The organism is Mesorhizobium qingshengii, assembly GCF_900103325.1.
GTDB classification, from domain to species: Bacteria; Pseudomonadota; Alphaproteobacteria; order Rhizobiales; family Rhizobiaceae; genus Mesorhizobium; species Mesorhizobium qingshengii.
Window position 1 is genome coordinate 130,523 of sequence record NZ_FMXM01000016.1, and the last position, 12,885, is coordinate 143,407.

Genomic DNA, 12,885 nt, shown 5'->3' on the forward strand with positions numbered 1-12,885 from the left:
ACAGCCGGATTGTGTTCCGGGACCTCGCCTGAAAGGACCGACACCATGACCGCCAGACGCGACATCGAAGCCATCACCGAGCGCATCCGCCAGCGCTCCAGACCGGGGCGCGAGCGCTATCTTAGCCGCATCGCCGAAGCGTCGAACCGTACCGCCAACCGGGCCGTGCTGTCCTGCGGCAACCTCGCCCACGGCTTTGCGGTGTGCAGTCCCTCGGAAAAGCTGGCGCTGGGCGCCGACAAGGTACCGAACCTTGGCATCATCACCTCCTACAACGACATGCTGTCGGCGCATCAGCCGTTCGAGACCTTTCCGGCGCTGATCAAGGACGCGGCGCGCGAGGCTGGCGGTATCGCGCAGGTGGCTGGCGGCGTGCCGGCAATGTGCGACGGCGTCACGCAAGGCCAGCCCGGCATGGAGCTGTCGCTGTTTTCGCGCGACGTGATCGCCATGGCAGCCGCGATCGGCCTTTCGCACAACATGTTCGATGCCGCCGTCTATCTCGGCGTCTGCGACAAGATCGTGCCGGGGCTGGTGATCGCGGCATTGACCTTCGGCCATCTGCCGGCGGTGTTCATTCCGGCCGGGCCGATGACCACCGGCCTGCCCAACGACGAAAAGGCCAAGGTCCGCCAGCTCTATGCCGAAGGCAAGGCCGGGCGGGCCGAACTGCTCGAGGCCGAGTCCAAGTCGTACCATGGGCCGGGGACCTGCACCTTCTACGGCACGGCGAACTCCAACCAGATGCTGATGGAGATCATGGGCCTGCACACGCCGGGCGCTTCCTTCGTCAATCCCGGCACGCCGCTACGCGAAGCGTTGACCCGGGAAGCTACCAAGCGGGCGCTGGCGATCACCGCGCTCGGCAACGCCTATACGCCGGTCGGCCGGATGATCGACGAGCGTTCGATCGTCAATGGCATCGTCGGCCTGCACGCGACCGGTGGGTCGACCAACCACACCATCCACCTGATCGCCATGGCGGCTGCCGCCGGCATCGCGATCACATGGCAGGACATTTCGGATCTCTCGGAAGCGGTGCCGCTGCTGGCCCGGGTCTACCCGAACGGTCTTGCCGACGTGAACCATTTCCACGCCGCCGGCGGACTCGGATTCCTGATCCGCGAACTGCTCGACGAAGGCATCCTGCATGAGGACGTGCAGACCGTGTGGGGCGAAGGATTGCGACCCTATGCCGTCGAGGCAAAGCTTGGCGCCGACGGCGGTGTGGTACGCGAGGCCTCGCCGCGGACAAGCGGAGACGAAAAGGTGCTGGCGCCATTCAACAAGGCGTTCCAGGCAACCGGCGGTCTGAAAGTATTGTCGGGCAATCTCGGCCACGCCGTGATCAAGACCTCGGCCGTGAAGCCGGAGCGGCGCATGATCGAGGCGCCGGCCAAGGTGTTCGACAGCCAGCAAGGGCTGAACGAGGCGTTCAAGGCAGGCACGTTGACAGGCGATTTCATCGCCGTCATCCGCTTCCAGGGTCCGAAGGCCAACGGCATGCCGGAGTTGCACAAGCTGACCACTGTGCTCGGCATCCTGCAGGATCGCGGCCAGCGCGTGGCGCTGGTCACCGACGGGCGCATGTCGGGTGCGTCCGGCAAGGTGCCGGCGGCGATCCATGTGACGCCGGAAGCGGTCGAGGACGGGCCGATCGCAAGGATCCATGACGGCGACATCATCCGGCTGGACGCCGATGCAGGTACGCTGGAAGTGTTTGTGCCGGCTCCGGAATTCGCGCTGCGCCGCACGGCGGAAGTCGATCTGATCGGCAATGAATTCGGTTTCGGCCGCGAACTGTTCGCCGGGTTCCGGCAGCTGGTCGGCCGTGCCGACCATGGCGCCAGCGCGTTTGGAACGGCGTGACGGCAGTTCGCGCAATTCATGAAAAAGGGCGGCTTATGGCCGCCCTTTTGCGGTCATGCATACGATTCTATTGCACAGTCAGCTCGGCTCGCTCGCCGGCCTTGACCGTCACGGTGCCTTCCTTCGAGCTGTTGTCCGATTTCTCCGACACGATGGCGTAGTCGCCCGCCGGTATCGCCGCCTGATACTTTTGGTCGTATGCGTAGCCAAGCGACTTTCGGTTGCCGTTGATGTCCTTCTTGGTCTCGAAGATCTCGATCTTCGAGGCTCCGGGCGCGGTGATCGCCAGCACGCCGGCATTCATGGCGATCTTCACATCCTGAAATTCGCCGACCTTGACGGTGAACGGCTGCTCGACGACGGCGAGATCGACCGTCGCAATCAGCACATAGTCGTCGGGCGGCAGATCGAACTTGCTGTCGGGCCCATAGGCATAGGTCACCTCGTCCCTGGTTCCGTCGATCTTCTTTTTCGCCTTCACGATCTTGAAGCCGATTCCCGAACCGTCCGCCTTGTCGCCACCGGCGGTGTAATAGGCATTGGCAACGACATGGCCGACGCCGGCGATCATGTCCTTTTCCACGGTCTTGCCGGCAGCGAGCGGTATCGTCTCGGTGACCACGCCCTGCCCGATCGTGACAGTCACCTTCTCGTCACCTGCCGGCAACACGGCTTTCGTGGTCCCATAGTAGGTCGCGGGCATGTCAGCGCCCGGATAATCAATCACGACGGACGCGCCATCGACAACATCCGCCCCCTCGCTCGGTCGCGGATGGATGATGAGCGTGCCGGCGTTCAAGATGAAGAGAGGCTTGTAGACCTGGCTTGCCTCGATCTTGATCGTCTGCTCAACCTTGGCCTCGCCGTCGCGCGCCACGATGATGTAGTCGCCCGGTTCCAGATTGGCTTTGTAGGCTCCGTATTCGGTGGTGACGTTGTCGCCACGCGTGCCGTCGGATTTCGCCTTGTAGACTTCCCAGGCATTACCGTCGGTGAGCGGATCGCCACCCTCTGCCAGCACCGCGGTCGGCAGAAAATTGAATTCCGGTTTTTCCGGTGCGGGTGCCGGGGCCGGAGCAGGCGCCGGTTCGGGTGCTGGCGCGGGAGCCGCCACTGTCTCGACAAGCGCGTCCTGCAGCGCCTTCTCGTCGGACGCCTGGATATATTTGCCGCCGGTGTTGTCGGCAAGGCAGGCGATTTGCTTGCCTTCGTCAGCGGTAAGGCCAAAGCCGACGACGTCGGCAGTGAAATCGACACCGGACGCTTCCAGTTCCTTGCCGAGCGCGCAAGGGTCACCGCCGCAGGTCTCCAGCCCGTCGGTGATGAGAACGACCGTGGCCTTGTCCTCGGTGTATTTCAACGCTTCGGCGGCTTGCTTGACAGCCGCCGTCAGCGGCGTCTTGCCGAGGAACTTCAAACTGTCGGCGGCGGCCGAAATGGCGCTTGCCGAGCCAGCCTGGGGCGGCACGATCAACTGGATGTCGTCGCAGCTGCCTTTTTCGCGATGGCCATAGGCCATGAAGCCGATTTCCTCATCAGCGGGGGTCGATTGAAGCACGGTTCTCAGCGACTCGCGGGCGATTTCGAGCTTGGGCTTGCCGTCGATCTGCGCCCACATCGAGCCGGAGGCATCGAGAATGATGATGACCTTGTTCGCGGCGAAGCCGAACGTCGTCATCGACAAAAGGAGGATCGCCGCAGCGACGCTCCGTGCTAGTCCCGCCATCGCAATCTCCTGAGTCCGCCCTGGTTTAGCGAGGCAAGCTATTTGACGCTGCGTCAGGACACAAGCCGGGACACGGAGCATGGAAGGACAGGCATCAGCGGCGGGGGCGAAAACCCGCTCAGTATGTCGTGCGGCGCTCTTCCGAGGGCGGCCTGCCGAATTGCAACCGGTAGCTCTGGGCAAAATAGGAATGCGAGGTGAAGCCCGTCGCGATCGCCACGTCGAGGATCGGCATGTTGGTCTGGCGCAGCAATTCACGCGCCCGCTCCAGCCTCAGCCGCATGTAATAGCGGCCGGGCGTGACGCTGAGATGGCGCAGGAACAGGCGCTCGACCTGGCGCACCGACAGGCCGGCGGATTTGGCGAGCTGCACCGCCGACAACGGCTCATCGAGGTGGTCGGCCATCAGTTCGACGATGCGCCTGAGCTTCTCCGACTTGCCGGTCAGGTCGCGTTCCGGGCCGACGCGCTGGCGGTCGCCGGCCGAGCGGATGCGCTCGTGCTGGAACTGGTTGGCGACGCCATTGGCGAGGTTGGAGCCGAAATCGCCGCGTACGATCTCCAGCATCAGGTCGATCGAGGTGGTGCCGCCGGCGCAGGTGTAGCGCTTGCGGTCGATCTCGAAAACGTTGCCTGTGCAGTTGATGTCGGGAAAGCGCTCGACGAAGCCGGCGCGGTTCTCCCAATGGATGGTGCAGCGATAGCCTTCGAGCTGGCCGGCCTCGGCCAGCAGGTAGGATCCGACCGAAAGCGCACCCAGCGCATTGCCGCGCCGGCCCCAGCTGCGCAGCGCCGCCAGCACCTTGCTCTTGCCGGGAAATTCCGTCGTCAGACCGACCGAAACGAAAAGGATGTCGACCGGCGGCAAGTCGGCGACAGCGTAGTCGATCTTGAGCGGCAGGCCGTTGGAGGCCATCACCGGATCGCCGTCGGCCGACACCGTGGTCCAGCCGTAGAAGTCGCGGCCGAGCAACCGGTTTGCCGACCGGAATGTGTCGATCGCGGCGGCCAGCGAGAACATCGAGAACTTGTCGACCAGCAGGAAAGCGAACTGCCGGCCGCCTTGAACGGGATCATTCATGACCGGCCGTTCTACAGGAACAGGAGGGTTCGGCAAAGCTGGCGCTCTCAGAAGGAGGTCAGAAGGAGGGCCGTTTCAATCCGGCCGCAAGGTAGGCCGAGGCTAACGTATTGGCCATCAGCATGGCAATGGTCATCGGCCCGACGCCACCGGGCACTGGCGTAATGGCGCCGGCCGCCTTGGCCGCTTCGGCATAGGCGACGTCGCCGACGAGGCGGGACTTGCCCTCGCCTTTCTCCGGTGCCGGAATGCGGTTGATGCCGACATCGATGACGGTGGCGCCTGGCTTGACCCAATCACCCCTGATCATCTCCGGCCGGCCGACGGCGGCGACAAGAATGTCGGCCGTGCGGGCGAGTGCCGGCAGATCCTTGGTGCGGCTGTGAGCGATGGTGACGGTGCAGTTGGCGGCGAGCAGAAGATTGGCCATCGGCTTGCCGACGATGTTGGAACGGCCGACGACGACCGCGTTGAGGCCGGACAGATCCTTGCCGCGCACGCGCTCGATCAAGAGCATCGAGCCGGCCGGCGTGCAGGGAACGAAGGCGGTGTCGAGTTCGCCGGTGCCCAGCTTGCCGACATTGATGAAGTGGAAGCCGTCGACATCCTTCTCCGGCGCAATCGCCTGGATAATCTTCCCGGCATCGATATGGGCAGGCAGCGGAAGCTGCACCAGGATGCCGTTGATGGCCGGATCGGCGTTGAGCTCGCCGATGATCTTGAGCAACGCTTCCTGGGACGTCTCGGCCGGCAGCGTGTGCTGGACAGAGTGAAAGCCGCATTCCTTGGCGGTGCGCGACTTGGAAGCGACATAGACCTGGCTCGCCGGATCCTCGCCGACGATGACCACGGCAAGACCGGGCTTGGCCTTGCCTTTGGCAATGAGTTCGGCCGTCAGGGTCTTGACCGTCCGCACCACGTCTTCGGCGACGCTTTTTCCGTCAATCACTTCAGCCATGAACCACCTTCAACACCATAATGCCCAAGCGCGTCGCTTCTGGAAGCGGAGCGCTCTGGATCTCTCCCAGCGCGGCATCTTCACGAAAATTCGGCCGGGCAATCTCGTCAAAGCGCCGTCCCATGCCGTTAACTCGAAACCGGCGACTTTTATTCGATGTTCAGAAATAGCGCCGGCGAGCACGGCTTTCCGTGAGTTCGCGGACCGCTTCGCGGAATTCGCGCAGGCTGGCGCGGATTTCCTCGATCGGAGCCTGCTGCTCGACGTCCTCTGGGGAGCGCGGTGCCTCCGCCGATGGCTGCGCGACCTGCTGCGGCGAAGCGGGCTGCTGGGGATAGGCCGCTGCGGCGGGCTGAGGTGGACAAGGCATCTGCCCGGCATAGGGCGCCATGGCCCGCGCATAGGGGTAGCCAGCCGGCGGCTGCGGCTGCCAGGGCTGCGCTTGCGGGTAGCCCATTGGCTGCGCATAGGGATAGGGCTGCGCGGCCGAGTGTGGCCGCTGCTGCGGTACCATGTGAGAGGGCAGTGGCTGCGCCATCTGCTGCGGATAGGGGAGATGGGCGCCGGGCTGGAAAGGTGACGGCGGATGGCCCGCCGAACCTGGTTGCCGAGGAGCAAAGGCAGCCGCCGGCTCGGGATAGACGGGGTACCTCGGATCTTCCGTGGGCTCGCCGTTTTCAGCGAGGGGCAAGACCCACTCGCCGGTATCTACAAGCTCCTCCGAGGACGGTTTGCGGGACAAAGCCTTGCGCACCTTCGATAGCAACGCACCAATCCGACCGGAACCTTCGGCCGGCGCGGTCTCAGCCTGATCAACAGGCGGCGGCGCCACGGGCGGTGGTGGCGCAGGCGGGGGTGCTGCCTGATACGCCTTGTTTTCGTAAGGTGTGCGGCGCTCGTCGATCCTGGGGGCGCGACGCGAACGCGACGTGGCGGTCTCGCGCAGGCTCTCATAGGCGCCGCGCATGGCGCCAAGGCCGACACCGGAAGCAAAGCCCAGCAGCAGGCCGGCCAACGCGACCAAGGCTCGCGACGGCCCGTTTGGCTCGAGTGGGGGTTGGGCGGGGGAGATCACATTGATGTTGGCGGTGTTGATGTCCTTCTGTTCGCCAGTTTCCTTGGCGCGCAGAAGATATTGTTCGTAGACGGAACGCTTGGCGGTGGCATCGCGCTCCAGTTCGCGCAAAGTAACCAGGTCGCTGTTGACGTCGCCGCTTTGGACCTTCGCCTGCGCCAGCCGAGAAGCGAGGTCCTGTTCGAGCTGGACCGCGCGCTTCAGGTCGACCTGCAGCGAAGAGGCGATGCGGCGCAGTTCGGCGGCGATGCGCTCGCGCGCGCCGGCAAGCTGGGCGTCGAGAGCCTGGAGTTCGGGATGACGTGGCCCGAGCCGGATCGCGGCGCGGTCAGCCTCCTGCTTCAGCGCCGCATATTGCGAGCGCAGGTCGCTCATGGTGTTGGAGTTGATCTCTTCCGGCAAGGTGCCGGTGAGAACCGAATTGACGTCTATCGAACGCGCCGACGCTGCCCGGGCATTGAGTTCCAGCGTGCGGGCGCGAGCGACGGAAAGCTGCTCGCTAAGCTTCAGCATCTGGTCGTCACTGATCAAATGGCCTTGCGCGTCGACAAGGTCATGCGTGGCCCTGAAATCCTCGACCTTGCGCTCGGCCGCTTCGACACCCTTGCGCAGTTCGTCGAGCTTGGACGTCAGTTCGCCCGTCGCGCGGCCGGCCATGTCGGACTGGTACTGCCCCGTCTCCTGCTGGAAGACGCTCGTCATCGTATTGGCGATGAGAGCGGACTTCTCGCCATTCTGGGTGGTGGCGCTGACGGAGATGACAAAGGTCTTGCCGGTGCGCTCGACCGACAGGCTCTCGGCCAGGTTGCCAACCGCCAGCGCCCGGCGGCGGACTTGATCGACGCCGCCCGGCCCATCATGGCGCGACAGTATCGAGCGGATAAGTGACATGACGCCGAGACCGCCGGAACCCTGGCCGTTGAACTCGGGATCGTTGACGAGATTGAGCTTGTCGACGACTTTGTTGAGAACATTGCCGGACGTAAGCATCTTGATCCGGGTTTCGACGACAGCCAACGCGGCATCGGGCTGACCCACCGATTGGGTGAGATCGCGATCGGAAAGCTTCAGGTCGCCCGGCTCGATGATCAGTTCGGTGGTGGCTTCGTATTTCTTTGGTGTCGACAGCGCGATGGCGACGCCGAGCCCTGCGCCCAATATCGTCGTCGTGATGATCAGCAGCTTCGACCTGGCAACGCCGCGAACCACCTGCATCGGATCGATCAGCGGCTTCCATTGCTGGCTGTCCGCACCATTGCCGACGGATGCATCCACTTCGTCCGCATAGCGAGACCCGGGCGCGCCATGAGGGCGACCGGTGCCGGAAGGCTCTTCGGGGGCCGTCCTTGCGCGCGACGCGGCTGTCGGCAAATCGCCGGTGTCGACTTCCTCCTGCGAGCGCCTGGCGTGACCTTGTGCGGCTGCAGCTGGCTGCTCGCCAGGCTGGAACCGCTCTGCTCCAGCCGCAGCAGACGGTGTCGGGTTTGCGCGCGCCTCGCGCCGTGAACGGGCAAGACGATGGCGCGTGGCGGCATCCTCGCGCCATGACGAGTTTGCCCGGTCCCCTATCGAGACCAGGAACGCCTCGGCATCATCCTCGCCACGCACAGCCTGACCCAGTGCGAGCAGCGATCGCTCGCGCTTCCAGTCCTCGCGGTTTTCCCTGTCGACCATTGTCCTGGAGCTTTACCCTTGGCGGCCTGCGAACGGCGGTTGGCCATTCGTTAAGTCACGCTAAACAGGCATGGAAAACAAAAGGTTAATTTTTCGCGGTCGAACGTGCACTTTCCCTCTTCGGTTGCATGGTTTTCTCAACACATCCAAAGGCTCCAAAACGGCACGTTAAGCTTTCCCGCCTATGCTTTTCAGCGACACATGACGCAGGCCAGTGACATACCGCAAAGGCGGCTCCTCGCCCGGATAGGCAGCTTTTTGGCCGAACGACGGGGGCTGCTTCGCGACTATTTCTCGGCGATCAGCGGCGCCGGCGGGCGACTGGTTTTTTCACTTGCCTATTTCATTGCTCTCGCCAACACGCTGTCGATTTCCGAATTCGGCATGTTCGCCACCGCCTCGGCGGCCGGCGTCATGCTGTCGCGCATCCTCGCCTTCGGTTTCATCTCGGCGCTTTATCGCACCGCCACCATCCGCCCCAATCTGATCGGCACCTTCACCGCCGGTTTCCTGCTGCTCGGCGCGCTGTCGCTGCCGCTGCTGGCCGCGGCCTCGTTCGGCGTCTACCTGATCTTCTTCGCCGATACCGTGCCGCTGTCGGTGTTTGCGGCAATCGTCTTTGCCGAGGCGCTGTTGTGGCGACCGGTGGAGGTGGCGCTGATCGTCAACAACGGCCTCGGCAAGTTCGGCCGTGCCGCCCTGCTGGCGATCCTGGCGACGGCGTTGCGGGCGCTTGGCGCGGTGCTGTTCATGTTCTGGGCGCAAGACAGCGTCTGGATATGGTCGTGGTTCTATATCGGCGCCAATGCCGCCTCGCTGCTGATTGCTTTCGGTTTCTTCTATCCGCGCCAGCGGCTGCGGCTGCGCGTCGAGCTCTATTTGCGGCGGCTGGCCGATTCGATCTACGTCGCCGGCGCCGAGGTGCTGTTCTACCTGCAGATGGAGTTCGACAAACTTCTGGTTCTGGCAATCGGCGGACCGCATCTGGCCGGCATCTACGCCATCATCATGCGGCTGGTCGACCTAACGGCGATTCCAATCCGCACCTTCTCCATGATGCTGGTGCAGCGCATGATGCGGGCGCCCGAACTGCTGTCACGGCTGGCGGTGAAGAGCGGCATCGAGGGCGGCGTGTTCGCGGTCTCGACACTGGCGCTGGCGACGCTTGGCATCGTGCTGCATTTCTTCCCCAATGCGCTCGGCAAGAATGTCGCCGAGGCCGCCCCGCTGGTGGCACTGGCGGTCTGCGTTCCGGGCTTGCGCAATCTGGTCGAATACCAGGCCGAGCTCCTGTTCGCGCGCGGCCAGACACTGGTGCGGGCGCTCAATCTCGGACTGCTCGCCGGGCTCAAGGCGGTGTTGCTGACCTATGTGCTGACGACCATCCTCGACACGCCGAACCTGGTGCTGTCGCTCAACGCCGTCTTCCTGCTTTTGTATCTCGCCTCGACGCTGCTCACCTATTCGGCGATGCGCAAGCCGGCCAAACCGGTCTAGGACCCGTCATTTGAGCATGATCTTTTCCGGGATCAGGCTTTAGTCGAGCCCGATCAGGCGGCGGATGCGGCCGATATCGGTGCCGATGAAGGATTGCATGCCGATCGCTACCTGCTCCGGTGCCATGGCGGCAATGAAGCGGCGGAATTCGTCATCCGACAGCGCTTCGCCGGTCCAGTGGACGCGGCAGAACTCTTCCGAACCGTGGAAGTGGCCAGCCCCCGACAGCAAGTCGTCGACGTAGCGGCCGTAGATCATGCATTCGGAGAATTTGCGCGCCGAACCGACGACCTCGACCCAGCAGCGCGCATGGACCTTCTCGATCTGGCCGCACATGGCCAGCACGGTGTCGCGCCGCCACGCGATCAACGTCGAAATGTAATCGTGGGTCGATGTCCGCGACGGGTCGATGCCGAGTGCCGCCCCGGCGTTGCGCGACCAGATGCGATGCTCCTCATAACCTTCGTCCGCCAGCACGCCGTCGCGGCGGAACAGTCGCACCTTGCCGTCGTGCCAGAAGGCGCCGCAATCGAAAGGCTTGAGGAAGGCGACGTCGGAATCGCAGAAGATCAGCACGTCTTCCCTGGCGTGTGCTGCGATGGCGATGCGACGCAACTGCTGCACGTGCCAGCCGCGCAACGGCTGGGTCTTCAGGCTGAGCCAGATGCGCCGCCGGAACAGGCTGAGCGGATCGTCGAAGGCACGCAGCCAGTGCGGCAGCAATTCGCGCTCATCGACGACGGTGCGGCGGTTGGTCTCCAACTGACGGAAAAGCGCGACGTCGCGATGTTCGACCAGGATATAGTGGTGCGCGACACATGAAACATGCCGGTCGACGGTTTCGCACAACAGGCGGCAACGCTCGAAATCCGGCGCATAGCTTGCCGTCACCACCGCCGCCGTCGGCGTCTCGCGAAGCGGGCTGGGGGTGATAGCGGCGCCTGGCACGAACCGGCTGTTCACCTGGCACCTCCGGCAGGCGCACGCGAGAATTTCTGCCTGGCAACGCGCCACAGGAACAAGGGATTGCCGACCATGTAGCGGCGCCACAGGCGACCCGGTTCGACAGCCAACCGAAACAGCCATTCGAGGCGCAGCCGGCGCATCCACAAGGGCGCCCGTGGCACGGCACCGCTCAGGAAATCGAGCAATGCTCCGACGGCGATCGGCAGCGTGCAATGGCGTGCGTCGATGTGGCGCGCGATCCACAATTCCTGGCGCGGTACACCCATGGCGACAAGCAGCACATCCGGTCGCAATTCTTCGATCCGATCGACTATTCCCGCCTCCTCGGCAGCCGAGAAATAGCCGTCATGGATGACCACGAAATTGTGCTGCACGGCAATCGCCGCCAGTTTCCTGGACGCCGCTTCGGCGTTGACGCGCGTCGCACCGAGCAGCCCGACGGTCAGCGGCTTTGTCGAGGCCTGCAGGAAGGCCGGCACGAAATCGGTGCCGTTGAGATTGTCCGGAAACGGCGCGCCATAGAGCAGCTTCGCGGCGAGATCGACGCCGATGCCATCCGGCAGGATCAGGAAATCGTCGAGCGCCTGGGCAAAGACCGGGTCGGTGTAGGCAAGGTTGGCATTGTGGGCGTTGAGGAAACTGACCTTGGTGAAGCGCCGCTCGGCAATCAGGCGGTTCAGCAAGGCGATCGCATCGTCCCAACGAATGGCGAGCACCGGGATGCCGAGAATCGTCTTCAGCGTGTCGGGTCCGGACGCGGCGCGGGCGGCATGCATGTTCATGCAAACGCCTCCTGCCTGACAGGCGCAAGCTTTTCGAGACCGAGCCGGATGGCGGCGTCGAGCGCCTTGACCTGCCGGCGGTGGAACGTGCTGCCGTCAACGTCGCGGATGTCGGCCGCCGCGGCCTCCAGCGCCTTGGCAAAGTCGACCGGATCGTCGGTGACGACGCAATTGGCCGGACGGTGGTCGATGCCGCGCAGCGAGCGGCTGGTGGCGACGGAAGGCAGGCCGAGCTCGAAGGTCTCGATCGTCTTCAACTGGACGCCGCTGCCGGCGGTGCTGATCAGCGGGATGACGGCGGCGCTGCGCACGAAGGCCTGCGCATCCGGCACGCGGCCGACAAATTCGACACCCGGATGCGTGGAGGTGACGCCCGATGGCATCCGGCCGGCGATGCGGATGCGGAAGCCGGGCCGCAGATGCGGCACCACCTTGCCCAGGAACCAGTCGAGGCCAATGCGGTTCGGCTGCCAGGTCCAGGTGCCGATCAGGGCTGCGTCGAAGTCGATATCGCGCACGCCTTCGTGCGCTGGCGCTTTGGCGCCGGTTACCAATGGCAGCACAGCCGAACGGTCGTCAGAGGCGACACCGAGTGCAGCGCGGTCTTCCTCGGCCAGCGTGAAGACGAAGCGCGCGCGGCGGCAGAGCCGCTCTTCCATGGTCTCGAGCAATCTCGCCTCGCGGCGAAACAGCAGGCGCTGGAAGATACTGCCCGCGGCAGCGGCGTTCTCCCGCGCCGAAAGATGCTCGACATTGTGGGCGACGAAGATCGAAGGCCGGTCACCGAACAGCTTTTCGAAGGCACCGGCGAACTGCACGGAATTCAGCACGTAGCCGTCGAAGGGACCGGCGCGTTCGATGGCGGCGAGAACATCGCTGTCAGACACCGCGCGCAATTTGACCGACGCGAAAGTGAGGCCCGAAAGCATCGCCTTGCCGACCCAGGCAAGCTTTTGCCGTGCAGAAGCATTTTCCGTGCGTACGTCGATGGCACCCAGAACCACGGTGTTTTCGGGATCGGCCGCGGCTTTTCCCGGCCAGGTGAAGCCGATGACGGTGACGCGCGCGCCGGCGCGCCGCAAGGCGGCTATGATCGCGGCATTGGCGATCTCGTAGCCCGAGGCGAGTGCGCCGTCGGGCACGATCGATGTGGCGAACAGCAGATGCATCTCACCTATCCTGTGGTGCAGCGGGTAGCAAAGCGCGGTGAACCCTTGATTAAGCGAGCACAATCAACGGCCGAAAGCCCCTGCCTGG

General features: G+C 64.2%; 9 protein-coding genes. 2 read left to right on the forward strand and 7 right to left on the reverse strand.

All coding sequences use genetic code 11. The features are described 5' to 3' along the window. Positions 1–45 precede the first annotated feature (45 nt). Positions 46–1,869 (forward strand): phosphogluconate dehydratase, encoded by a 1,824-nt coding sequence (edd, locus tag BLS48_RS23525; protein WP_091582813.1) that lies wholly within the window; start codon positions 46–48, stop codon positions 1,867–1,869. Between the two features lie 67 nt (positions 1,870–1,936). Here the strand turns inward: edd and BLS48_RS23530 are convergent, their stop codons facing one another. The 4 genes from BLS48_RS23530 to BLS48_RS23545 form a co-directional block, all read right to left on the reverse strand. After that, positions 1,937–3,595 carry a vWA domain-containing protein gene (locus BLS48_RS23530; protein WP_091582816.1) on the reverse strand — a complete coding sequence of 553 codons (1,659 nt, stop codon included), beginning with the start codon at positions 3,593–3,595 and terminating at the stop codon, positions 1,937–1,939. A gap of 118 nt (positions 3,596–3,713) precedes the next feature. After that, entirely contained in the window at positions 3,714–4,676 is a 963-nt protein-coding gene (locus BLS48_RS23535; protein WP_091582818.1) for a GlxA family transcriptional regulator, read from the reverse strand. 58 nt (positions 4,677–4,734) lie between these two features. Beyond that, positions 4,735–5,634, reverse strand: coding sequence for a bifunctional methylenetetrahydrofolate dehydrogenase/methenyltetrahydrofolate cyclohydrolase FolD (gene folD / locus BLS48_RS23540; protein ID WP_091582821.1), 900 nt, complete (start codon positions 5,632–5,634; stop codon positions 4,735–4,737). A 160-nt stretch (positions 5,635–5,794) separates the two neighbouring features. Beyond that, on the reverse strand, positions 5,795–8,383 hold the full coding sequence (locus BLS48_RS23545; RefSeq protein WP_091582824.1) for a GumC family protein: 2,589 nt from the start codon (positions 8,381–8,383) through the stop codon (positions 5,795–5,797). Positions 8,384–8,584: 201 nt separating this feature from the next. Here BLS48_RS23545 and BLS48_RS23550 point away from each other — a divergent pair, with 201 nt between their 5' ends. Further along, a complete protein-coding gene (locus BLS48_RS23550) occupies positions 8,585–9,880 on the forward strand; it encodes a lipopolysaccharide biosynthesis protein (protein ID WP_091582826.1) in 1,296 nt (431 codons plus the stop codon). Positions 9,881–9,919: 39 nt separating this feature from the next. Here the strand turns inward: BLS48_RS23550 and BLS48_RS23555 are convergent, their stop codons facing one another. From BLS48_RS23555 to BLS48_RS23565, 3 genes are read right to left on the reverse strand one after another with little or no spacing between them, the layout of a single operon-like run. After that, complete coding sequence (locus tag BLS48_RS23555; protein ID WP_091582829.1) at positions 9,920–10,843, reverse strand: DUF6492 family protein; 924 nt, start codon at positions 10,841–10,843, stop codon at positions 9,920–9,922. Further along, positions 10,840–11,628: a WecB/TagA/CpsF family glycosyltransferase gene (locus BLS48_RS23560; RefSeq protein ID WP_091582831.1), complete on the reverse strand. Its 789-nt coding sequence runs from the start codon at positions 11,626–11,628 to the stop codon at positions 10,840–10,842. Before BLS48_RS23560 ends, BLS48_RS23555 begins: the two co-directional genes overlap by 4 nt. Next, positions 11,625–12,797 (reverse strand): glycosyltransferase family 4 protein, encoded by a 1,173-nt coding sequence (locus BLS48_RS23565; RefSeq protein ID WP_091582834.1) that lies wholly within the window; start codon positions 12,795–12,797, stop codon positions 11,625–11,627. The genes BLS48_RS23560 and BLS48_RS23565 overlap by 4 nt, the downstream gene beginning before the upstream one ends. Between the last annotated feature and the right edge of the window lie 88 nt (positions 12,798–12,885).